Annotated in this window: 19 protein-coding genes; 11 read left to right on the top strand and 8 right to left on the bottom strand. The window is 64.5% G+C overall.

Annotated features, from left to right (window positions below; all coding sequences use genetic code 11):
* Positions 1 to 13 precede the first annotated feature (13 nt).
* The 11 genes from ABID59_RS18985 (at position 14) to ABID59_RS18935 (ending at position 12193) form a co-directional block, all read left to right on the top strand.
* The gene (locus ABID59_RS18985) at positions 14 to 994 is read left to right on the top strand and encodes an ABC transporter permease (protein ID WP_354084361.1); all 981 of its coding nucleotides are present in this window, start codon (positions 14 to 16) and stop codon (positions 992 to 994) included.
* Between the two features lies 1 nt (position 995).
* On the top strand, positions 996 to 1958 hold the full coding sequence (locus ABID59_RS18980; RefSeq protein WP_148748939.1) for an ABC transporter permease: 963 nt from the start codon (positions 996 to 998) through the stop codon (positions 1956 to 1958).
* 13 nt (positions 1959 to 1971) lie between these two features.
* Positions 1972 to 2958 carry an ABC transporter ATP-binding protein gene (locus ABID59_RS18975; RefSeq protein ID WP_148748940.1) on the top strand — a complete coding sequence of 329 codons (987 nt, stop codon included), beginning with the start codon at positions 1972 to 1974 and terminating at the stop codon, positions 2956 to 2958.
* Positions 2955 to 3944, top strand: coding sequence for an ABC transporter ATP-binding protein (locus tag ABID59_RS18970; RefSeq protein WP_354084360.1), 990 nt, complete (start codon positions 2955 to 2957; stop codon positions 3942 to 3944). The genes ABID59_RS18975 and ABID59_RS18970 overlap by 4 nt, the downstream gene beginning before the upstream one ends.
* An 81-nt stretch (positions 3945 to 4025) precedes the next feature.
* Positions 4026 to 5831, top strand: coding sequence for a gamma-glutamyltransferase family protein (locus tag ABID59_RS18965; RefSeq protein ID WP_354084359.1), 1806 nt, complete (start codon positions 4026 to 4028; stop codon positions 5829 to 5831).
* A 9-nt stretch (positions 5832 to 5840) separates the two neighbouring features.
* Positions 5841 to 6551 (top strand): DUF1028 domain-containing protein, encoded by a 711-nt coding sequence (locus ABID59_RS18960; protein WP_354084358.1) that lies wholly within the window; start codon positions 5841 to 5843, stop codon positions 6549 to 6551.
* Complete coding sequence (locus tag ABID59_RS18955) at positions 6548 to 7537, top strand: ABC transporter ATP-binding protein (RefSeq protein ID WP_354084357.1); 990 nt, start codon at positions 6548 to 6550, stop codon at positions 7535 to 7537. Before ABID59_RS18960 ends, ABID59_RS18955 begins: the two co-directional genes overlap by 4 nt.
* 175 nt (positions 7538 to 7712) lie before the next feature.
* Positions 7713 to 8822, top strand: a complete 1110-nt coding sequence (locus ABID59_RS18950; RefSeq protein WP_354084356.1) for an ABC transporter ATP-binding protein — start codon at positions 7713 to 7715, stop codon at positions 8820 to 8822.
* Positions 8823 to 8844: 22 nt separating this feature from the next.
* On the top strand, positions 8845 to 10353 hold the full coding sequence (locus tag ABID59_RS18945) for an ABC transporter substrate-binding protein (RefSeq protein WP_354084355.1): 1509 nt from the start codon (positions 8845 to 8847) through the stop codon (positions 10351 to 10353).
* 10 nt (positions 10354 to 10363) lie between these two features.
* Positions 10364 to 11305: an ABC transporter permease gene (locus ABID59_RS18940; RefSeq protein ID WP_148748947.1), complete on the top strand. Its 942-nt coding sequence runs from the start codon at positions 10364 to 10366 to the stop codon at positions 11303 to 11305.
* 3 nt (positions 11306 to 11308) lie between these two features.
* Positions 11309 to 12193, top strand: a complete 885-nt coding sequence (locus tag ABID59_RS18935) for an ABC transporter permease (protein ID WP_354084354.1) — start codon at positions 11309 to 11311, stop codon at positions 12191 to 12193.
* Here the strand turns inward: ABID59_RS18935 and cnbZ are convergent.
* The 8 genes from cnbZ to ABID59_RS18895 all read right to left on the bottom strand — a co-directional run bounded on the left by cnbZ (position 12190) and on the right by ABID59_RS18895 (position 23400).
* Positions 12190 to 12936, bottom strand: coding sequence for a 2-amino-5-chloromuconate deaminase CnbZ (gene cnbZ / locus ABID59_RS18930; protein ID WP_354084353.1), 747 nt, complete (start codon positions 12934 to 12936; stop codon positions 12190 to 12192). The genes ABID59_RS18935 and cnbZ overlap by 4 nt on opposite strands.
* Positions 12937 to 12945: 9 nt before the next feature.
* Positions 12946 to 14196 carry a response regulator gene (locus ABID59_RS18925; RefSeq protein WP_148748950.1) on the bottom strand — a complete coding sequence of 417 codons (1251 nt, stop codon included), beginning with the start codon at positions 14194 to 14196 and terminating at the stop codon, positions 12946 to 12948.
* Complete coding sequence (locus ABID59_RS18920; protein WP_148748951.1) at positions 14193 to 14582, bottom strand: response regulator; 390 nt, start codon at positions 14580 to 14582, stop codon at positions 14193 to 14195. The genes ABID59_RS18925 and ABID59_RS18920 overlap by 4 nt, the downstream gene beginning before the upstream one ends.
* Positions 14579 to 17173, bottom strand: coding sequence for a cache domain-containing protein (locus ABID59_RS18915; protein ID WP_354084352.1), 2595 nt, complete (start codon positions 17171 to 17173; stop codon positions 14579 to 14581). Before ABID59_RS18915 ends, ABID59_RS18920 begins: the two co-directional genes overlap by 4 nt.
* A gap of 54 nt (positions 17174 to 17227) precedes the next feature.
* Entirely contained in the window at positions 17228 to 18211 is a 984-nt protein-coding gene (locus ABID59_RS18910) for an ABC transporter substrate-binding protein (RefSeq protein ID WP_354084351.1), read from the bottom strand.
* A 128-nt stretch (positions 18212 to 18339) separates the two neighbouring features.
* The gene (locus ABID59_RS18905) at positions 18340 to 21435 is read right to left on the bottom strand and encodes a MexW/MexI family multidrug efflux RND transporter permease subunit (protein ID WP_148748954.1); all 3096 of its coding nucleotides are present in this window, start codon (positions 21433 to 21435) and stop codon (positions 18340 to 18342) included.
* A gap of 68 nt (positions 21436 to 21503) precedes the next feature.
* Positions 21504 to 22697 (bottom strand): efflux RND transporter periplasmic adaptor subunit, encoded by a 1194-nt coding sequence (locus tag ABID59_RS18900; RefSeq protein ID WP_354031733.1) that lies wholly within the window; start codon positions 22695 to 22697, stop codon positions 21504 to 21506.
* Position 22698: 1 nt separating this feature from the next.
* Positions 22699 to 23400 (bottom strand): TetR/AcrR family transcriptional regulator, encoded by a 702-nt coding sequence (locus ABID59_RS18895; protein ID WP_354084350.1) that lies wholly within the window; start codon positions 23398 to 23400, stop codon positions 22699 to 22701.
* Positions 23401 to 23470: the final 70 nt, after the last annotated feature.

Genomic DNA, 23470 nt, shown 5'->3' with positions numbered 1-23470 from the left:
GTGAAAGGAACAGATGCTCGCTTTCACACTGCGCCGGGCCATCCAGGCCATCGGTGTCATGATCGCCGTCGGGATCATCTCGTTCTCGATGTTCCGCTTTGCCGGCGATCCCGTGAACCAGATGGTCGGGATGGATACGTCGGGCGCCGAACGCGCCGCGATCCGCAAGTCGCTCGGCCTCGACGATCCCGTCATCGTGCAGTTCGGCCGCTATGTCGGTAATGCCGCGCAATTCAAGTTCGGCGTGTCCTACCAGTTCCGGCTGCCCGTCACCGACCTGCTGATGGAACGGATGCCGGCGACGCTGGAGCTGGCCATCGTTGCAACCATCTTCGCAATGGTCAGCGGCATTCTGATGGGCGTTTATTCCGCGCTGCGTCGTGACAGCTGGCTCACGCATGTATTCCAGGCCGTCTCGCTGATCGGCATCTCGCTGCCGACCTTCCTGATCGGCATTCTCATGATCTACCTGTTTTCGGTGACACTCGGCTGGCTACCCTCGTTCGGGCGGGGCGATGTCGTGCATATCGGCTGGTGGACGACGGGGCTCCTGACGTTGTCAGGCCTGAAAGCGCTGATCATGCCCTCGATCACCCTCGGCCTGTTCCAGATGACGCTGATCATGCGGCTCGTCCGCGCAGAGATGCTCGAGGTCCTGCGGACCGACTACATCCGCTTCGCCCGCGCCCGTGGGCTCACCACGCGGGCGATCCATTTCGGCCACGCGCTGCGCAACACGCTGGTTCCGGTGATCACCGTGGCGGGCCTGCAATTTGGCTCGGTCATTGCGTTCGCAATCATCACCGAGACCGTGTTCCAATGGCCGGGCATGGGACTCCTGTTCGTGCAGGCGGTTCAGAACGTCGATATCCCGATCATGGCAGCCTATCTGATGATGGTGTCCCTGATCTTCGTCACCATCAATCTCGTGGTTGATATTCTCTACACCATCGTCGATCCGCGGCTGCGCTCGACGGTCAGCCGGGCGCACTGACATGAGCGAGGCCGTCGTTCCACACAGCACCGAGAAGCGCGCCGCCGCCGCACCAGGCTGGTTCAAGCGCGCGCTCGACAGCGACCTGTTCTATTCCTTCCGCCGCTCCAGGATCACCATGATCGCGGCCGCAGTGACGCTGCTGTTCTTCCTGCTCGCGATCTTCGCCTCGGTGCTGTCGGTGCAGAATCCGTTCGACCCGGCGCAGCTCCAGCTGATGAATTCGCGCATCTCGCCGCTCTGGACCGCCGACGGCCAGAGCCCATTCCTGCTCGGCACCGACGAGCAGGGCCGCGACGTGCTGTCTGCGATCCTCTACGGCCTGCGCATCTCGCTTCTCGTCGGCGTACTCGGCGTGGTCTTGTCCGGCGTGCTCGGCATCATGCTCGGGCTGACGGCCGGCTATTTCGGTGGCGCCGTCGACGGGCTGATCATGCGCATCGCCGACGTGCAGCTTTCTTTTCCGGCCATCCTGATCGCGCTCTTGATCAACGGCATCGCCAAATCGGTCTTTGGCAACAAGCTCGACGAGATGAGCATGTTGGCGGTCCTGGTTTTCGCGATCGGGCTGAGTTTTTGGGTGCAGTACGCGCGCACGGTGCGTGGCTCGGTGCTGGTCGAGAAGAACAAGGATTATGTCGCAGCCGCGCAACTGATCGGCCTGCCCGCCCCCGTGATCATGCTGCGCCACGTGCTGCCAAACACGATGGGCCCGATCCTCGTGATCGCCACCATCAACCTCGCGCTCGCCATCATCACCGAGGCAACGCTGTCGTTCCTCGGCTCGGGCATGCCCGAGACCATGCCGTCGCTCGGCACGCTGATCCGTATCGGCAACGGCTATCTGTTCGCAGGCGAATGGTGGATCGTCGCATTCCCCGGAATCGCACTCGCGGCCCTGATCCTGTCGATCAACCTGCTCGGCGACTGGCTGCGCGACGCGCTCAACCCGAAACTCCGATGAGTATGCACCGTTCATGACCGCACCTGTTCTCTCCGTCCGCAATCTTCAGGTCGAGTTCGCCTCCCGCCGCGGCACGCTGCGTGCGATCGACGGCGTATCCTTCGACATCGCCAAGGGCGAAGTGCTCGGCGTGGTCGGCGAATCCGGCGCCGGCAAATCCGTCACCGGGCTCTCGGTGATCGGCCTGATCGATCCGCCCGGCCGCATCGCCGGTGGCGAGATCCATCTCGCGGGCCTGCGCATCGACAATCTGCCGCCGGAAGAGATGCGCCGTATCAGGGGAAAGCGCATCGGCATGATCTTCCAGGATCCGCTCACTTCCCTCAATCCGCTGTACAAGGTCGGCGACCAGATCGTGGAAACGATCCGGACCCACCTCAATCTCTCCGAACAGGCCGCCCGCCGCCGTGCCATCGACCTCCTCGCCGAGGTCGGCATTCCCGCGCCGGACAAGCGCATCGACGGCTACCCTCATGAATTCTCCGGCGGCATGCGCCAGCGCGTGGTGATTGCGCTGGCGATCTGCGCCGAGCCGGAATTGATTATCGCGGACGAGCCGACCACCGCGCTCGATGTCTCCGTGCAGGCCCAGATCATCTCGCTGATCAAGCGTCTCGGCCGCGACCACGGCACCGCCGTGATGCTGGTGACGCACGACATGGGCGTGATCGCCGAGACCTCGGACCGCGTCGCGGTGATGTATGCCGGCCGCGTCGCCGAGATCGGCCCGGTGCAGGACGTGGTCAGGAACCCGCTGCACCCCTACGCCAAAGGATTGATGGGCGCGATCCCGACGCTTGCCGGCGACGACAAGCGCCTGGTGCAGATTCCGGGCTCCATGCCGCGCCTGTCGGCGATCCCCCGCGGCTGCTCGTTCAACCCGCGCTGCGCCTCCGCCTTCGACCGCTGCCGCGTCGACCGGCCAGAGCCGCTGTCGCGTGGCACACAATCGGTAGCCTGCCATCTCTATGACAGCGTGCCGGCGGAGACCGCGGCATGAGCGCCCCCTTCGTCCAGGCCACAAATCTCCGCCGCGTCTTCGACGTCTCAAAGCCCTGGCTCAACCGCTTGCTGGAAGGCGGACATCTCGAATATCTCAAGGCTGTCGATCACGTCACTTTCGACATCAAGAAAGGCGAGACCTTTGCCCTGGTCGGTGAGTCCGGCTCAGGCAAGACCACGGTGGCGCGGATGGTGGTCGGCCTGTTGCCGCCGAGCTCCGGCAACGTCCTGATCGACGGCGTCTCGATGACCGATCCGCGGCAGACGTCAGCGCGCCGAAAGCTGCGCCGCCGCATCCAGATGATTTTTCAGGATCCTTATGCGAGCCTGAACCCGCACTTCCGCGTCGATGCCATCATCTCCGAGCCAATCCGCGCCTTCGACCTGATCCAGGGCGAACGCGACATCCAGGCGCGCGTCGGCGAGCTGCTCAGCCTCGTCGGCCTGCACCCCGACGACCGCCTGAAATTCCCGCACGAATTCTCTGGCGGCCAGCGCCAGCGCATCGCAATCGCGCGGGCGCTCGCCTCCGACGCCGAATTCATCGTCTGTGACGAGCCGACCTCGGCGCTCGACGTCTCCGTGCAGGCGCAGATCCTGAACCTGATGCGCGACCTGCAGGACAAGTTCGGCCTGACCTATCTGTTCATCAGCCATAACCTCGCCGTGGTCCGCCACATGGCGAGCCGGGTCGGCGTGATGTATCTCGGCCGGATCGTGGAGATCGCGGAGGGGCGCGAGCTGTTTGCCCGTCCACGCATGCCTTACACCAAGATGCTGCTGGGCGCCGTACCTGATCTCGCGATGTCCGGTCGCCAGCGCATTCCGGTGAAGGGCGAGATCCCGAACCCGATCGATCCGCCGCCCGGCTGTGCCTTCAATCCGCGCTGTCCGCTGGCGTTCGACCTCTGTCGCAAGCAAGCTCCGGAATTGATCGACGGCGTCGCCTGCCATGCGGTTAACACCGCGCCGGTCCCGGCGTGACGCGCGCGTGCCATGCGGCCTGTGCATTGGCCGCGCGGCATTGCCTGTGATCAATTGCGCGCGCCGCAAATGAGGTAGCCCATGGCCAGCAACGTCAATCCCGATCCCTTCACGACGCGCCCCGAGATCGAGGGCACGTTCGGTGTCGTCGCAACCACGCACTGGATCGCAACCGCCGTCGGCATGGCTATTCTGGAAAAGGGCGGCAATGCCTTCGACGCCGGTGTCGCCACCGCCTTCACGCTTCAGGTCGTCGAGCCGCATCTGAACGGACCCGGCGGCGACGTGCCTGTTATCGTCCATGACGTGAAGCGCGGCCGCACCGAGGTGATCTGCGGCCAGGGCCCGGCACCGGCACGCGCCACCATCGCGCATTACAAGAGCGAGGGCCTCGACATGGTGCCGGGCACCGGCCTGCTCGCGGCCTGCGTTCCCGGCACCTTCGAATCCTGGATGATGCTGCTCCGCGACTACGGCACGATGCGCGTGCGCGACGTGCTGGAGCCCGCGATCTCTTATGCCCGCGACGGCTATCCGCTGGTCGAGCGCGCCTGCGCCACGATCCAGACCGTCGAGCAATTGTTCCGCAAGCACTGGCCGACCTCGGCCGCTGTCTACCTGCCGAACGGCGAGGTCCCGAAACCCGGTACGCTCTTCACCAACAAGACGCTGGCGGCGACCTACGCGCGCATCCTCAGCGAAGCCGAAAGCGGTGGCGGAGGCCGCGACGCCGAGATCGAGCGTGCGCGAAATGCCTGGTCCCAGGGTTTTGTCGCGGAGGCCATCGACAAGTTCTGCCGGACCCAGGACGTGATGGACGTCAGTGGCTCGCCGCATCGCGGCGTGCTTTCCGCCGATGACATGGCACGCTGGCAGCCGACGATCGAGGCGCCCCTCACCTACGATTATGGCCGCTACACCGTCTGCAAGGCCGGCGTCTGGAGCCAGGGTCCGGTGACGCTGCAACAGCTCGCGCTGTTGAAAGGCTTCGCGCTTGACGGGCTCGATCCGACCGGGCCGGAGTTCATCCATCTCCAGATCGAATGCGCAAAACTCGCCTTCGCCGACCGCGAAAAGTTCTACGGCGATCCCAAGTTCAGCGAAATCCCGATCGCAACGCTGCTGTCGGACGCCTACAACGACGAGCGCCGCAAGCTCGTCACCGACAAGGCGTCGCTCGATTTTATCCCGGGATCGATCGAAGGTTTTGGCGGTGTGGTCAAGCTGCGCCGTGCAGAGGGCCAACGCGAGGCCGTCGGCGCACTCGGCGCCGGCGAGCCCACCGTGGGGCGCTTCGGCGAGGTCCGCGGCGACACCGTGCATTTCGACATCATCGACAAGGCAGGCAATATGGTGTCCTCGACGCCGTCGGGTGGCTGGCTGCAATCTTCACCGGTGATCCCGGAGATCGGATTCTGCCTCGGCAGCCGCGCGCAAATGTTCTGGCTCGAGGAAGATCACCCGGCAGCACTCGCACCGGGCAAGCGGCCGCGCACCACGCTGTCGCCGACCATGGCGCTGCGTGACGGCGAGCCCTACCTCGCCTGGGGCTCGCCCGGCGGCGATCAGCAGGACCAATGGATCACGCAGTTCTTCCTGCGCCACGTCCATTGCAACCTCAACCTCCAGGAGGCGATCGACGCACCGGCCTGGCACTCCGAGCATTTCCCGATCTCGTTCTGGCCGCGCACCGCGCGTCCCGGCGTGCTCGTGGTCGAAAACCGCGTGCCGAAGGCAACCATCGAGAGCCTTCGCGAGCGCGGGCATATCGTCGAGGTCGGCCCCGACTGGTCCGAGGGCCGCCTCACCGCCGCCTCGCGTGTCGGCGTGCGCCGCCGCGCCGCCGCCAATCCGCGCGGCATGCAGGGCTACGCCGCGGGACGCTGAAGGCAGCACATGACCTGGTCGATCATCGCGCGCGATCCTGCCACCGGCCAGTTCGGCATTGCGGTAGCGACCCGCTTCTTCGCGGTCGGCGCACGTGTGCCCTACATCGCGGCAGGCCTCGGGGCCATCGCAACGCAAGCTTTCGTCAATCCCTATTACGGCATCGACGGCATCAAGCTGCTACGCGAAGGCCTGAACGCGCACGACGTGCTCGCCGCCCTGGTCGCGACCGACGACGGCCGTGAGAGCCGGCAGATCCACATCATGGATGCAAGCGGCGCGATCGCCGGGCATACGGGGCGCGATTGCGTCGACTGGTGCGGGCACATCGCCGGCAGCGGCTTCTCGATCGCGGGCAACATGCTCGCCGGCGCCGATGTGCTCGCCGAAACGGCAAAGACCTACATCGCCAATGACAGCCTGCCTTTCCCGCAGCGGCTACTGGCCGCCATGCGCGCAGGGGAAGCCGCCGGCGGCGACAAGCGCGGCAAGCAGTCTGCGGCACTACTGATCCACGGCGAGGAGGAATGGCCGGCGCTGGACATTCGCGCCGACGATCACCCCGAACCGCTCGGCGAGCTTGAGCGGCTCGAACGGGTCAGCCACGAGCTCTGGATCCACTTCCGCGCTTCCATGCCGACCCGGCAGAACCCGGCCGGCAACACCGATCGCAGCGTCATCGACGCCAGCATCGCCGCGGCACGGGCGAGGCAAGCATGAACGCAAGCCCTCTCATCGAGATCAGGGACCTGCGCATCCGCTTCCACGGCGACGACGGCCGCATCACCCATGCGGTCGACAGCGTCGATCTCAGCGTCGCCAATGGCGCAACGCTCGGCCTCGTCGGCGAATCCGGCTGCGGCAAGAGCGTGACCTCGCTGGCGATCATGGGCCTGCTGCCGAAGCAGACGACGGAGATATCGGGCACGATCCGCTTCGACGGCTTCGACCTGCTGAAGACCTCGGACCAGACGCTGCGCGACTTGCGCGGCAACCGGCTCGCGATGATTTTCCAGGAGCCGATGACCTCACTCAACCCGAGCTTCACCATCGGCGACCAGATCATTGAGACCATTTTGCGCCATCGCGGCGGCTCGCGCCGCAGCGCACGGGATCGGGCGATCGAGCTGCTGCGTCGCGTCCACATCCCTTCGCCCGAGCGTCGGATCGACGAATATCCGCACAAGCTCTCCGGCGGCATGCGCCAGCGCGTCATGATCGCGATGGCGCTTGCCTGCGATCCACAGCTCTTGATCGCCGACGAGCCGACCACTGCACTCGACGTCACCCTGCAGGCCCAGATCCTGGAGCTGATGCGCGAGCTGAAGGCCGCGAGCGGCGCCGCGATCATTCTGATCACCCACGACCTCGGCGTCGTCGCCGAAGTCTGCGACGAAGTCGCGGTGATGTATGCCGGCGAGATCGTCGAGCGCGCGCCGGTCGACGAATTGTTCTCCGCGCCGCAGCACCCCTACACGGTCGGACTGCTCGGCTCGATCCCGCGTCTGGACCATCGCGCCGAACAGCTTGCGACGATCGAGGGCATGGTGCCGAACATGGCACAGCCGCCCGCAGGCTGCCGTTTCGCGGCGCGCTGCCCGTTCGTGCTGGACGCCTGCACCATTGCGCCGCCGCCGCTGTTGGAACTCAGTCCCGGCCACCTCTCGCGCTGCATCCGCGCGCCGCTCGAACGTCTGGTGTCGTGATGGCGCTGCCTTCTTCCATCTTGCCCCGGGCGCAGCGCAGCACAAGCGAAGCGCAGTGCTGCGCTGCTGAACCGGGGCCCATGCGGCAACAACCTGGGTCCCGGTTCAGCGTCGCACCACTTCGTGCTGCGCCGCGCCCGGGACACGAGACCGGATTTCGCGGGGAGCGCCGAGGATGACCGCTCTCCTCGAGGTCAAAGGCCTGGTCAAGCATTTCGTCGCCCGGCGCTCGTTGTTCGGCCGGGCGCTGGCCCATGTCAAAGCGGTCGATGGTGTCAGCTTCACACTCGAACCCGGCAAGACCCTCGCTTTGGTCGGTGAATCCGGCTGCGGCAAGTCCACTGTCAGCCGCCTCGTGCTGCGGCTGATCGAGCCAGACGCGGGCACGGTGCGATTCGACGGCCGCGATCTGCTCTCACTCGATCCGGATGCGCTCCGCAAATTCCGCCGCGAGGCGCAGATCATCTTTCAGGACCCCTACGCCTCGCTCAATCCTCGCATGACGGTCGGCCAGATTCTGACCGAGCCGCTGGCGCTGCACGATCTCGTGCCGACGGCGCACCGGCGCGAGCGCGTCGCGGAGCTTCTGCGGCTGGTGGGGCTCGAACCGCGGCTGGCGCGGCGCTATCCGCACGAGTTCTCCGGCGGCCAGCGCCAGCGCATCGCCATCGCGCGCGCGCTTGCGGTCGAGCCGAAGCTGATCATTTGCGACGAGCCGGTCTCGGCGCTCGACGTCTCGATCCGCTCGCAGATATTGAACCTGCTGCGCGAGCTCCAGGACCGGCTTGGTCTGGCCTACATCTTCGTTTCGCATGATCTCGCAGTGGTCAAGCACATCGCCGACCGCGTCGCGGTGATGAATCTCGGCCAGATTGTCGAAGAAGCCGATGCGGGCGAGTTGTTCGCCGAGCCACGCCATCCCTACAGCCGGGCCCTGTTGTCCGCGATTCCGCTGCCGCAGCCTCACGCCAGGCGGGCGAAGATCGTACTGCAGGGCGAGACCCCGAGCGCGCTCAATCCGCCGGCCGGCTGTCGCTTCCACACCCGCTGCCCCTTCGTGATCGACCGTTGCCGCGCCGAGGCGCCGGCGCTGGTGGCAGACGAGGCAGGCCACGCCACCGCCTGCCATCGCGTCAGCGAGCTGCCCCCGGCCGACACCATCCTGCCCACAGCCCTAGGATTCACGCCGGAACTGGCAAAATTAGTCGCCGCCTTCAGCCGAAAGACGGAAGGCGCGAGCCTGGCCGGGGTTGGTATACAGAGTGCAAGGCCTACAACGACGTAGCCGGAGCAATGGGGACTGTCCGATGAAGATGTTTCGCCTGGCCGCAACCGCGGCTGCGTTCCTGCTGTCGCTTGGAGCCGCCCAGGCGCAGACCACGCTGCGCATCGGCCTTGCCGAGGACCCCGATATCCTCGATCCCTCGATGGCGCGCACCTATGTCGGCCGCATCGTGTTCGCCGCATTTTGCGACAAGCTGTTCGACATCGACGAGAAGCTCAACATCGTGCCCCAGCTCGCGCTGTCGAGCGAGACGGTCGATGACGGCAGGGGCCTCGTCATCAAGCTCAGGCCCGGCGTGAAATTCCACGACGGCGAGCCGTTCGACGCGGAGGCCGCCAAATTCTCGCTTGAGCGCCATCTGACCCTCCCCGGCTCGTTCCGCAAGCCGGAGCTCGCCTCGGTCGACCACATCGATGTCGTCGATCCCCTCACCATCAAGCTGGTGCTGAAATCGCCGTTCTCGCCCCTGCTTGCCCAGCTCACAGATCGCGCCGGCATGATGATGTCGCCGAAAGCGGCAAAGGCAGCCGGCGACAAGTTCGGTCTGCACCCGGTCTGCGCCGGCCCCTACAAATTCGTCGAGCGCGTGCAGCAGGACCGCATCGTGTTCGAGAAGTTCGCGGACTACTGGAACAGGGACAACATCTTCATCGATCGCATCGTGTTCCAGCCCATCGTCGACGCCACCGTGCGGCTGGCGAACCTGAAATCCGGCGGCCTCGATCTGATCGAGCGCGTGCTCGCCACCGATCTCAAGGAGGTGCGCGCCGATTCACGGCTGAAGGTCGCCACCGCGATCGAGCTCGGCTATCAGGGCATCACGCTCAACATCGGCAAGGACAAGGCCAAGGGACCGCTGAGCCAATCAGCCAAGGTGCGGCAGGCCCTCGACCTTGCCATCGACCGAGAGGCGATCAACCAGGTCGTGTTCAACGGCGAGTTCCAGGTTGGCAATCAATGGGTCAATCCTGATCATCCCTACTATCAAAAGAGCTTGCCGGTCCGTCCCCGCAACGTGGAGAAGGCCAAGGCGCTGCTGAAGGAAGCCGGCGTGACGCCGCCGGTCAGCGTCGACTTCCTGGTACCCAAGGGCGCAGAAACGGAGACGCCGGCGCAAGTGATCCAGTCGATGGCGGCGGAGGCCGGCTTCGACATGAAGATCCGCGTCACCGAATTTGCAACCGGGCTCAAGCAGGCCGAGGCCGGCGACTACCAGGCCTTCATGCTCGCCTGGAGTGGCCGCGTCGATCCTGATGGCAACACCTTCATCTTCCTGCACAGTGGCGCTCCTCAGAATTACGGCGACTGGAACAATGCGCAGGCCGACAAGGCACTGGAGGACGCGCGGCTGGTGACCGACCTTGCCAAGCGCAAGGCCAGCTACGAAGTTTTGGCGAAGCTAGTCCAGGATGAGGAGCCGCTGCTTTATCTCTATCACCGCCGCATCATCATCGCGCATACGACCAAGCTCGATGGCTACAAGCAGATGCCAGACGGCCTCGTGCGCGTCGTCGGCCTCAAGCTGAAGTGACGCCGCGGCGATGCTGAACTTTCTCACCCGCCGGCTTGCGCAGATCGTGCCGACACTGTTCTTCGTGTCGGTGCTGATCTTCTCGCTGCAACAATTGCTGCCGGGCGATCCCGCCCTGGTGATGGCGGGCGAAGAGCGCGATCCGGCCGTGATCGAGCAGATCCGCCACCAATACCGGCTCGATCAACCGGTCCCCGTGCAGTATGCCTACTGGATGAAGGGCGTGTTATCTGGCGATTTCGGCGAGTCCCTGCGCAACAAGATGCCGGTGCGCGAGCTGATTGCGCAAAAGCTGCCGGTCACGCTGCAGCTCGGCTCGATGGCGATCATCATCGCCTTTCTGATCGGCATTCCCGCCGGGATCGTCGCCGCCGTGAAGAAGGGAACGGCCTGGGACTACGGCGCCAACTTCTTCGCGCTGTGGGGCATCTCGACGCCGAACTTCTGGCTCGGGATCATGCTGATCTTCCTGTTCTCGATCGAGCTCGGCTGGCTGCCGGCCTCCGGCTACGTGCCGCTCACCGAGAACTGGCGCGCGAGCCTTGCCGCCACGATCATGCCGGCCTTCGTGCTCGGCAACGCCATTTCCGCGGTCCTGATGCGGCATACGCGCAGCGCCATGCTCCAGGTGCTGGAAAGCGATTACGTCCGCACCGCACGCGCCAAGGGCCTCTCCGAGCGTTCCGTGATCCTCAAGCATGCCATGCGCAACGCGCTGACGCCGATCATCACACTCGGCGCGCTCGAGCTCGGCACGCTGCTCTCCGGCGCCGTGCTGACCGAGCAGATCTTCTCCATTCCCGGCTTCGGCAAGCTGATCGTGGACGCCGTGTTCAACCGCGACTATGCCGTCGTGCAGGGCGTGGTGCTGGTGACCGCGACCGTCTACATCACGCTCAATCTGGTCGCCGACGTCGCCTATATCCTCGTCAATCCGCGGCTGAGGGGCTAGGCCATGACCGACGCCGCCCTGTCGGGCCCCCTTGCGCAAGCCGACGAGCTGGACAGCCCGGCGCGCCGCGCACGGCGCCGCCTGTTCAAGCGCAAGGCGGCGGTTGCGGGCCTCGCGGTCCTCACCATCTTCATCCTGCTCGCGCTGCTGGCGCCTCTGATCGTGCCCTACGACCCCATCGCGACGAGCTGGAGCTTGGTGCGCAAGCCGCCCACAATGGCGCACTGGTTCGGCACTGACGAGCTCGGCCGCGATATCCTGAGCCGCGTCGTCTACGGTGCGCGGGCCTCGCTGCTGGCAGGCCTTATCTCGGTCGCGATCGCGCTCGGCATCGGCGTGCCGCTTGGCCTCATCGCCGGCTATCGCGGTGGCTTCACCGATGCGCTGATCAGCCGGATCACCGACGCGATGCTGGCCTGCCCGTTCCTGATCCTGGCGATTGCGCTGGCGGCGTTCCTCGGCCCGAGTCTTGGCAACGCCATGATCGCGATCGGCATCTCGGCAACGCCCATCTTCATCCGCCTGACCCGCGGCCAGGTGCTGAGTGTCAAGGCCGAGGACTATGTCGAAGCGGCGCGCGCACTCGGCAATCCGCCCTGGCGCATCGCCGTCTCGCATATCCTGCCGAACATCCTGCCCGCACTGCTGGTTCAGGCCACGCTCTCTATCGCTGCAGCGATCATCGCCGAGGCGGCGCTGTCGTTCCTTGGCCTTGGCCAGCAGCCGCCGGCGCCGTCCTGGGGCAGCATGCTTAACGCAGCGCAACGCTTCCTGACCCAGGCGCCCTGGATGGCGATCTGGCCGGGGCTGGCGATCTTCCTCGTGGTGCTGTCGCTCAACTTACTTGGCGACGGCCTGCGCGACGCCCTCGACCCGCGCCAGCGCTAGATCACGCTCTCGCGCATCACGCGGCGGCAATCCATCTCGTATTCGAGGTCGACCACCGGCGGCCGCGCAAAGTGCCAGGTGAGACCTGAGCGTAGTGCACCACGCCGAACCAGTTCATCGACCAGCGCGTGATGGAAGTCGTGCACGGAGTAGGCCTGCACGCCCGTCGTGTCCTTCCAGCCAAATCCAAACGCCGTCATCCGGTTCTCCATCTGGGACGTGGTGGTGAACCGCACCTTCTCGCGCAAACCCTCCGGGCTGAGGTCGCGGTAGCGTACCGTGCGCTCGACATAGGTGCCGCTGCCCTCGCGTGCCTCGGCGCCGCCGGCGATGACGAAGGACGGCGCCTTGGAGCTGGTAGGGCGCGTGAAGGAGAACGCATAGAACGACGGCTCCGACGGCGGATCGAGTTCCGGACAGACATTGCTGCGCGCCACCGGATTGGTGGTGCCGTCGAAGATGCCCCATTCCGACAGCGTCTTGACGTAATGCAGGTTGAACGCGCGGAAGCCCTCCTCGCTGAAGGCGGCCGGCGAACGCAGCTCGCAGGCACAGAAAGCCGTCAACGGACGCCCTGCCTCCTGGATGAACTTTGCCGCAAGCGCAAACCCCTCGGCCAGAGGCACGAGGCGATCGAACCGGACGCGCTCGATCTCATAGCCGTCATCGGCGGCAGCCCCAGCCGAGTACTGAAACACGGAGGGAATGAACCGATAATTGCCAGCGGAGAATTCACGCGTCATGACGAGCTCCTAATCCAATTGAATGCGGATGCCCTTGCCGCCGTTGAGCAGGCGCCTCAAGTGAAATCCGGCGAGAGCATCGTCGGCGTGCGCGCCGACCAGCGCGGCAAAGGTCGGCATGGCCGCGGCGTCACCGGCTTGCATCTTGGCAAAGGCCTCGGAATACTGCGCCGTCTCGGGCGCCTCGAATCTTTCGCGCGGCAGCGGCTCGAACGCGCGCAGCGGCTCGCTGCGCCCGCGCAGCATCAGATCGCCGACGGGTCGCCCCTGGAAGTTCCTGGCTGCCTCGGCGACACTGGAGCTGACACAGATGCGGGTGCCCAGCTGCTTGTTCGCAGCTTCCAGCCGCGCGGCGATGTTGATCGTGTCCCCATACGCGGTGTAGTCGAAAAAGCGGTTCCCGCCGAAATTGCCGACCAGTGCTGACCCGGCGTGAATGCCGATGCGGGTGGCTCCGAAATCCACGCCTCGATCACTTTGGCGCGCACAAAACTCCTGTGCCCACGCATCCAGATCATGGGCGCATGCGACCGCACGCGTCGCATAGTCCGGCTGATCGCCGGGCGCGTTAAACAGCACCTGGATCGCATCACCGATGATCTTGGCGACGGTGCCGTCATGCGCGAACACCACTTCGGTCATCCCGCCGACATATTCGTTGAGGAGCGCGCCCAGCGTCTCGGGCGGCGCGCTCTCGACCAGCGAAGTGAAGCCGGTGATATCGGTGAAAATGGTCGCGATATCGCGCCACTGCACCTCGATCCCCTCGCCCTCGCCGCTTGCCGCCAGACGCTTGGCCAACTCCGGCGAGAAGTGGCGCGACAGCGCAGCATGGGCGCGCTCGGCCTCCGCCTGACGACGACGCACCTCGCGCAACATCTCGATGTGGCGAAGGGTCTTATCGATCGTGGTTTCCAGGTCGGTGAAGTCGATCGGCTTGGTCAGGAAATCGAACGCACCGCGGTTCATGGCGGTGCGGATATTGCTCATGTCGCCATAGGCCGAGACGATGATGGTCGACTTCTTGTCCTCGGCTTCCTGCAACTTCTGCAGCAGCGACAGCCCGTCCATCCTGGGCATGTTGATGTCCGAGACCACCATATCGACTTGCGGGTTCTGCTCGAGCGATTCCAGCGCCTCCAAGCCGTCGCGCGCGAACATGATGGAGACGAGCCCGTCGCGGATCTGCCTGCGGAATTTCTGCAGGATCAGCGCCTCGAGGTCGGGCTCGTCGTCGACGAAGAGGATGGTCGGGGTCATGCCGCTTGCTCGAGCCTTGTGTCGATCTGCTGGCGCAGCAGCGCAAAATCAATCGGCTTGGTGAGGAGCCCGATGGCGCCGCGCTCGATCGCCTTGCGACGCGTCTCGGCATCGCCGTACGCCGTGATCATGATAACCGGAACATGCGGATGCTCGGCGCGCACCCTGGGCAGCATGTCGAGCCCGCTCATGCCGGGCATGTTGATATCGGACAGGATCAGGATCAACGAGGGGTCGCGAACCTCGGCCGCGAGCCTCAGCGCATCGGGCGCCGAGGGTGCAAACTCCATCTGGAAACGGCCGGCGCGCAGATCGCGCCGGAATTGCTGCCGGAACAGCGCCTCGACATCGGGCTCGTCATCGACGACCAGGATGTAAACGTTCACGTCTTGCCTCCGGAAGGACCGCTTGCCGCCATGACGCGCGGCAGGGAGATGATGAATTCGGTGAAGACACCGGGCTCGGTGTTCACGTCGATCGTGCCGCCGTGCTGTTTCACGACGATGTCATGGCTCATGGACAGACCAAGCCCGGTGCCCTCGCCGGCCGGTTTGGTGGTGAAGAAGGGATTGAACATCTTCCCCTTCACGTCCTGCGGAATGCCTGTGCCGTTGTCGCGGATCCGGATCTCGACCCTGCCGCCGAGATTCTTCGTCGCAGCGCTCAAGCTCGGTTCGAATCCATCCGCGGCGCTTTCCTTGCGCTTGGCCGCAGCATAGAAGCCGTTCGAGATCAGATTGAGGAAGACGCGACTGATCTCCTGCGGATAGACGTCGGCCATCCCGGCGGCCGGATCGAGGTCGCGCTGGAGCGTCACGTTGAACGACGGCCGTTCGGCGCGCGCGCCGTGATAGGCGAGATTAAGGCTCTCCTCCACGATCGCGTTGATGTCGGTGGGGCGATGCTCACTGGAGCCTTCGCGCGAGTGCAATAGCATGTTCCTGACGATGGAATCGGCGCGCTTGCCGTGCTGCACCACCTTCTCGAGATTCCCCCGCAGCATGCCGGTCAGCTCGTCCACCTCGTCCTTCGTCTTGCCGTCGAGCGATGCCGTTTGCAGGACCTCGTTGAGCTCGTCGATCAGCTCCGCCGAGATCGACGAGAAATTATTGACGAAGTTGAGCGGGTTCTTGATCTCGTGGGCGATGCCAGCCGTGAGCTGGCCGAGCGAGGCCAGCTTCTCGGTCTGGATCAGGCGGCCCTGAGCCGCGCGCAACTCATCAAGGGACTGCGAGAGTTCCATCGTGCGTTTGCGCAACTCATTCAGCAGCCGCGCATTCTCGACGGCAATGACGGCTTGCTTCGTGAAATTCTCGACCACAGAAATCTGTTTATCGGTGAACGGACGGACCTCCTTGCGATAGACTGCGATCGTGCCGATCAGCTCGCTCTCCCTCAGCATCGGTACGACGACGATCGTGCGGGCACCGGCCACATCGGAGATTCCGCGAATGCTTGGGCCTCCCGCAATATAGGCCGGTGTGCTTTGCACATCGTGAACGTGAACGACCTGACGCGTCCTGACGACCGCAGCGAGCGCGCTCTCCGGATGAGGGCGTATCGCCACATCTCTTCGCGAAGCGGCGAACGCAGGCGGCACGTTGTAGTCAGCCGCGATGGTGAAGCCTTCGCCGTCCCACAGGTTCATGATCCCGAAACTCGCGCCACAGACGCGCGTGGCGTTCTCGAGCAATTTGTGGAAAACCGGCGTGAGTTCGCCCGGAGACGAACTGATCACCTGTAGCACCTCCGAAGTCGCTGTCTGCTGCTCCAGCGACTCGCTCAATTCGGCCGTTCGTACCTCGACCTTCTTTTCCAAATCCGCGTAGGATTCCTGCAAGCGCGCGCCCATGTCGTTGAACTGGTCGGCTAGCTCCTCGAGCTCGTCGCCGGTCTTGATGGAGATGCGCTGAGAGAAATCGCCGCCGCCGATGCGCTCGGCACCGCTGCGCAGCGCCTGGATCGGGCCAACCATGCGGCGCGCGAGGAATATTCCAGCGAGCACCGCGAAGATCGAGGCTGCGAGCAGCACGATCGCGAGCCGCTGCAGCGATGCGTAGAGCGAGGCATAGGCCTCCTCGACCGGCAATTCAACGAACATGGTCCAGCCGAGCGGCGCGATCGGCGCGGAGGCCGTCAGGACCTTCTGCCCCTGGATGTTGGTCGCTTCCTGCAATGCATCCGGCATTGCGCCGCCACCGGCCTGAGCACCGCGTACCTGCTCGAGCTTGGACATGTCGGTGTTGCGCAGCACGAGGCTGATGTCGGGATGCGCGATCAGGCGCCCCTCCGGGCCGACCACATAGGCGTGTCCGTGCTCGCCGACCTTGATCTGGGATACGACGTCCCAGATCAGCTTGAGATTGACCTCTGCGATGCTGACGCCCGCATCCTTACGGGCGCCGGCCTGCGCCAGCGTCATGTAGGGCTCGGAATCCCTGCGGAAATAGATCGGCCCGTAAAAAACCTTGTGCGCGACCGCCTGCGTGAATTTTGGATCGTCCGACAGATCGACGCCGCTGTCGATCGCGTCCATCGCCAGCCGCGAAACGCGCAGGCGCTCTCTGCCGGTCGCGTCGACCTGGGCGAGCTCGGTGATCGCCGGCACTTGACGCAGCAACCGCAGCGCATCGAACCGGCGCGGCTCGATCGAGCCCGCCGACCAGGGCAACTGCGTGGTCCAGCCGAGCTGGCTCTCGATCTCCTTGATGAACTGGCCAATCTTGGCGGCCGCCGCCTCGGCCTGCTCGTGCTGGACCCGGATCAGCGAGGCCTTGTGCTCCCGATAGTAGAAGAAGACCTCGAACAGGCCATTGGCCAGCAGGGCGACGGCGACCACGGCCACGAACAGCGCGACATATTTGGTGAACAGCCGGGTCCTGATCCCCCGCCCCGCCTCGCCGGACGCGACCCCGCCCTCGGCCGCGCGCGGCAGGGTCCTGGTTTGCGGAGTGTCGGGATGGACGGAAATGCTCATTCCCCCAAGCCTAGCAAGAAGGCCGAACCTTGTCTCCCGCCGCAGCGCACTGGGTTACTCAATGACCTCGTCGGCAAGTGCCAGCAAGGTGGGTGGAATTTCAAGTCCGGTCGCCTTCGCCGTCTTGAGATTGAGCACCAGGGGATAGCGGGTCGGGAGCTCGAACGGCAGGTCGCCGGGATTTGCCCCATTGAAAATGCGGGCGACCAGCGCGGCCGCTCGCTCGAACGATTCCGAAGAATCCGCACCGTAGGACATCAGGCCGCCGTCGCGGGCGAATTGGTCGAATTCGTAGATCGCCGGCAGCTTTCGGACCGCGGCGAACTCGAACACGCGCTCGCGATTAAGAATCGTCAGCGCGTCCGCGACCATCAGGATGCCGTCGGGCAAATCGTTGTTCATCGCGGAAAAGGCTTCGTCAAAATCGTCGGGCTCGCGCACGCCGAGCGCCTGCACGGTCAGTCCGAGCGCCTGGGCCGCCTTCGCGGATGCCTGATAGCGCATGGTCATGCCGAGGTCGTCCTTGTTCCAGAGCATCGCGACCTTGGTCAGTTTCGGCGAAACCTCCTTGAGCAGCGACAGCCGCTTGGCGCTGAGCGTCGCTGCGACGTCCGAAATGCCGGTGATCTTGCCGCCTGGATGCGCCAGGCTTTCGATCAGCTTGGTCTCGACGGGATCACCGACGCCGCTGGCCGCGACAGTGGCAATGCCGGCGGCCTTGGCGGCCATGGCCGTCGGGTAGCCAATGATCACGACGACGTCGACGTTCCCGGCCTTCAGCTCTGCGATGAGCGCGGGCAGCATCGCGACGTCGCCAAGTGCGCCCCGCGCTTCGAAGGTCAGGTTGCGGCCGAGCTTGAAACCGCGCTCTTCGAGCACCTTGATCAGGATCTTGCCGCCCCGGCTCTCCGCCGTCACCGGCGCGATCGGGGCCACCGTACCCAGGCGATAGATACGACCCGGCGTATCGGCCGACGCCATGCCCGGGCGCGCCAATGCCGCCCCGCCAAGCACTGCCAGAAATTCGCGCCTCTTCATCTGACAACCCGCCTCAAGCGCACAATCACGGCGCAGCTGCGATCATAGCACGAGATACCGCGCGACAAGAAAAAGCGGCAACAGCCGTGGCTATTGCCGCTTCGCACGCAAATCGAGCTTAGGTCAGGTCAGGTCGGCCGCAGCGCCTTGGCGCCGACGTCGAGTTCATTGACCTGCTTGTTACGCTCGGAATCGGCCGCCGCGCGATGGTCGGTCGCCAGCACGACATAGACGGCCGGCAGCACGAACAGCGTGAACAGCGTGCCGATCGACATGCCGGCCACGACCACGAGACCGATCGAGAAGCGGCTGGCCGCACCGGCGCCGCTTGCAGTCAGCAGCGGGATCAGGCCCGTGACCATCGCAGCCGTCGTCATCAGGATCGGCCGCAAGCGGATGCGGGCAGACATTTCGATCGCCGATCGACGGTCGAGCCGCTCATTGACCTGGAGCTCGTTGGCGAACTCCACCATCAGGATGCCGTGCTTGGTGATCAGGCCGACCAGGGTGAGCAGACCGACCTGAGTGTAGATGTTCATGGTGGCCGCGCCGAAGAACAGCGGGATCAGCGCTCCCACGATCGCCATCGGCACCGAGATCATGATCACCAGCGGGTCACGCAAGCTCTCGAACTGCGCGGCCAGCACCAGGAAGATGATGATCAGCGCGAAACCGAAGGTGATCGCGAGCTGGTTACCTTCCTGAACATACTGCCGGCTATCCGCGAGAAAGTCGTGGCTGAAGCCCTGCGGCAGCTTCTTGGCCTCACTCTCAAGGAACTCCACCGCAGCGCCGACGGTCACGCCGGGCATCGGCACGGCCGAGAACGTCGCCGAGTTGAGCTGATTGTAATGCGTCAGCGAGTTCGGGTCGGTCTTGGTCTTGATCGAGACCACGGTCGACAGCGGGAGCTGCTGTCCGGTGTTGGTCGTCACATAGTAGCCACCGAGCGATTCCGGCGAGAGACGATCGCTGCGCGGCACCTGCGGGATCACCTGGTAGGACCGGCCCTCGAGATTGAAGCGATTGATGTAGTTGCCGCCGAGCAGAACCGCGAGCGTGCTGCCGAGGTTCTGCATGTTGACGCCGAGATCCTGCGCCTTGGTGCGGTCGATCGTGACCTGCACGTTCGGCTGGTTATAGGCGAGGTCGCTGTCGGAGACGATGAACATGCCGCTCTTGCGGGCAGCGTCCTTCAGCTTCTCCATCTGCTCAAAAACGGTCTGGTAGCCCGCGGTGGAGTTGATGACCATCTGCACCGGCAGACCGCCCGGACCACCCGGCAGCGGCGGCAGGTTGAATGCGAAGGCCTGCACGCCCTCGATCTTGGAGAGCTCGGCCTGGACCAGCGGCTTCAGCGCGATCGACGACCGCTTGCGCTCTTCCCACGGCTTGAGCAGCATGCCGGCGATGCCGCCTTGCGGACCGTTGATGCCGTTCAGCACGAAGCGCAAATCGGTCTCGGGGAATTTCTGGAATTCCTTGTCGAGCTTCTCGCCGTAGAAATCGACATAGTCGATGTTGGCGTATTTCGGCGCCTTGGTCACCGCGAACACGATACCCTGGTCTTCCTCAGGCGCCAGCTCCTTCGAGGTGTGCATATAGAGGAAGCCGACGAGTCCGAGGATCGTCACGGCGAACAGGCCGGTGATCGTCTTGTAGTCGAGCGAGCGGTCAAGCCTGCGGCCGTACCAGCGCGTCAGCGCGCCAAACACCCTGTTGACGAGCTTGGCGAAGCGGCCCTCCTCGGTGTTCTTGAGGAGCACCGAGCACATCATCGGCGACAGCGTCAGCGCGATCACGCCTGATACGATCACCGAGCCGGCGAGCGTGAACGCGAATTCGCGGAACAGCGAACCGGTGAGACCGCCGAGGAAACCGATCGGGGCATACACCGCCGCGAGCGTGATGGTCATCGAGACGACGGGGCCGACGATCTCGCGCGCGCCTTCGAGCGCCGCCTGCACCGGTGTCTTCCCTTCTTCGAGATGGCGGTGGATGTTCTCCACCACCACGATGGCGTCGTCGACCACGAGCCCGATCGCGAGCACCATCGCGAGCAAGGTCAGCAAGTTGAAGCTGAAGCCCAGCGCCAGCATCAGGGTACAGACGCCGATCATCGACAACGGGATGGTGACGACCGGAATGATGACCGAACGGAGCGAGGCCAGGAACAGGAAGATCACCACGATCACGATGATGACGGCTTCGCCCAGCGTCTTCTCCACCTCGTCAATCGAGGATTGGATGAACTTGGTCGAGTCATAGGCGACCTTCATCTTCATCGAGGGCGGCAGATTGCGCTCGAGCTCCGGGAACAGCGCCCGCACGCCCTTGACCAGCGTCAGCGGATTGCCTTGCGGCGTCGCGTTCACACCAATGAAGATCGCATGCTCGCCGTTGAAGGCGACGCTCGCGTCGGTACTCTGCGCCGCAAGTTCGACCGTGGCGATATCCTCCATCCGGACGAAGCCACCGTCCTTGGCCTTGACGATCATCTTCCGGAACTGGTTGACGTCGGTCAGGCTGGTGTTCGTCGAGATGTTGGAAACGATGAGATAGCCCTTGGTCTGTCCCGCCGCAGACTGGAAGTTGTTGGCCGCAATCGCGGACGCGACGTCGGCCGGCGATACGCTGCGGCCTGCCATCTTCACGGGATCAAGCCACAGCCGCATCGCAAAGGTCTGGCCGCCCAAAATATCGGCCGAGGCCACGCCGTCGACGGTCGACAGCACCGGCTGCACCACGCGCGTCAGATAATCGGAGATCGCCGAGCCCGACAGCTCCTCGGAGGAGAAGCCGAGATACATCACGGCCGTTGTCTGGCCCGTGGTCTTGGTGACGACCGGATCGTTCGATTCCTTCGGAATCAGATATTTGACCGAATTCGTCTTGGCCAGCACCTCGGTGAGCGCCTGGTTCGGATCGAAGTTCAGCTTGATGTAGACCTGAATCGTCGAGGTGCCGAGCACCGAGGACGAGGTCATGTAGTCCACGCCTTCGGCGGAGGCGACCGCCTGCTCGATCGGCGTCGTGATGAAGCCCTGGATCAGGTCTGCGGACGCGCCGGGATAAACGGTCGTGATGTTGATGACCGTATTCGACAGCTTCGGGTACTGCCGGATCGGCAGCACCATCGCCGCGCGCAGTCCGATCAGCAGGATCAGCAGGCTGACGACGACCGACAGAACCGGGCGCTTGATGAAAATATCAGTAAAGGCCATCGCGGCGATCTCGATTTCTATGTCTCAAGAAACGTGATCCGGCCAGGCCGGATCACGCGAGTGTAGTGTCAGTAGCGCGGCGGTTGCGCCGGGATCTGCGGAGCAGGGTCGGTCGAAATCGCCACGGCGGCGCCCGACTGCAGCTTGAGCTGGCCCACGGCGACGACCTTGTCGCCCGGCTTCACGCCCTTGATGATTTCGGTGCGACCATTGACCCGGCTGCCGGTCTGCACGAACGTGCGCACCGCACTCAGGCTGGTCTTGCCGTCCTCTCCCTTCTTCTCGGTGATCACGAACACCGAGTCGCCGTACAGGGTGTAATCGACTGCCGTCTCCGGAACGGTGATCACGGCCGGCTTGTCCGGCAGCACCACCGTGGTGGTCACGAACATGCCGGGCTTCAGGATCTTCTCCGGATTGGAGACAGTCGCCTGCACGCGGATGTTGCGCGTATCGGCGGCGATCTGCGGCTCGATCGTGGTGATCTTGCCGTCGAAGGTGCGGCCCGGATAGGCGTCGACCTTCAGCCGGACAGACTGTCCGACCTTGAGATTCGCGGAGTCCTTTTCCGTCACCGTGAAGTTGGCCCACAGCTCCGACAGATCAGTCAGCGAGACGATCGCCGTGCCCGCGGTCAGATACTGACCGACCTCGACCTTGCGGACGCCGAGATCGCCTGAGAACGGCGCGCGGACGAGCTTCTGCGAGATCAGCGCTTCGGTCTTGGCGATGCCGGCCAGCGCCTGGTCATAGGCGGCCTGCGCGGAATCGACGGTCGCCTGCGGACCGAACTGGCGCGACGCCAGCTGTTTTGCGCGGTCGAGCGAGAGCTGTGCGACCGTTGCCTGGGCCTTGTAGTTGGCGAGGTCGCCCTGGTCGGGCGCGTCGAACAGCTGCACCAGCGGCGTGCCGGCCTCGACATGGGCGCCGGGCTCGAACTTGATCTCGGTGACGCGGCCGTTTACGTCGGCGCTGACGTCGACCTGGTGCACGGCGGTGAGGCCGCCGACCGCGGTGAGCAGGTTCGGGATCACCTCGGACTTCGCTTCCGCCGCGCTGACGGCAGTCGGCGGCGGCTTGTTGTTGGCGAAGAACTGCTTGATCATCTGGCCACGGAAATAGTTGAACCAGACGAGACCACCAACCAGCGCGCCCAGGAGCGTGCCGACGATGATGAACCAGAGCACCGGCCGAACCGGACGCTTGGGAGCCTTGCTGTCGATCGGTTCGCCCGAAATCTTGTGTTCGGTTACGATGTTCATGTCATGCGCTTTCTGCAATCGCCGTTTTGCCGGCACAAGCGGCCTGATCGCGGCCCAGATGCGAAGCAATTGCGGCGTCGTTAAGTCCGATGCCTCTCAAGAGAAACTCACAGAGCTGCCGCTCCAGATCGTTCGCCCTGCCATAAGCGAGACAGGGCACGGACGGCAGCCTGGTCAGCGCAGCGGTCATCACCGTATGATGCGCAAACCAGAACAGGTTGAGCGGTTCACTGCCACTCGCCCGCGCATCGCCGGCGGCGACCGCACGTTCGAGCGAGGCGACGAAGACCGCCCCGATCAGCGTCTCGATCTTGGCATATAGCAAACGAGCGAATTCGCCGTCATCCAGATGACTGGTGGCCGTCAGTCGCAGGCGCTGGGCCTCCTCCTGGTCGGGTCCGTCGGCGATCATCAGGAAATGCTGGACCATGCCGCGGATCAATTCCACCAGGGTGGCCGTCGACGACTCGCGCTCGAGCAGATCCATGAGCGCCGGGTCCGCCTCGCACTCGTCGCTGAGGATTTCAGCATAGAGCGCCGCCTTGGACGGGAAATGCTTGAACAGCAGCGCCTCGGAAATGGCAGCAGCGGCCGCCACGCTCTTGGTCGTGGTGCCGGTATAGCCGTGTCGGGCAAAGCAACGCTTTGCGGCTCCGAGGATCAATTGACGCCTCAGGTCGCTCGTCATACGCAATGAGCTCATGCTAGTGAGTAAGCACTCACCCACGCCAAAGTCAAGCCAAATGGTGCGACGCAACCTAGGTGGGTGCCGA

Origin of the sequence: Bradyrhizobium sp. S3.3.6, assembly GCF_040546905.1 — a bacterium.
Classification (GTDB): domain Bacteria; phylum Pseudomonadota; class Alphaproteobacteria; order Rhizobiales; family Xanthobacteraceae; genus Bradyrhizobium; species Bradyrhizobium cytisi.
Note: the sequence above shows the minus strand (reverse complement) of the source record. Positions and strands in the feature narration are given on the sequence as shown.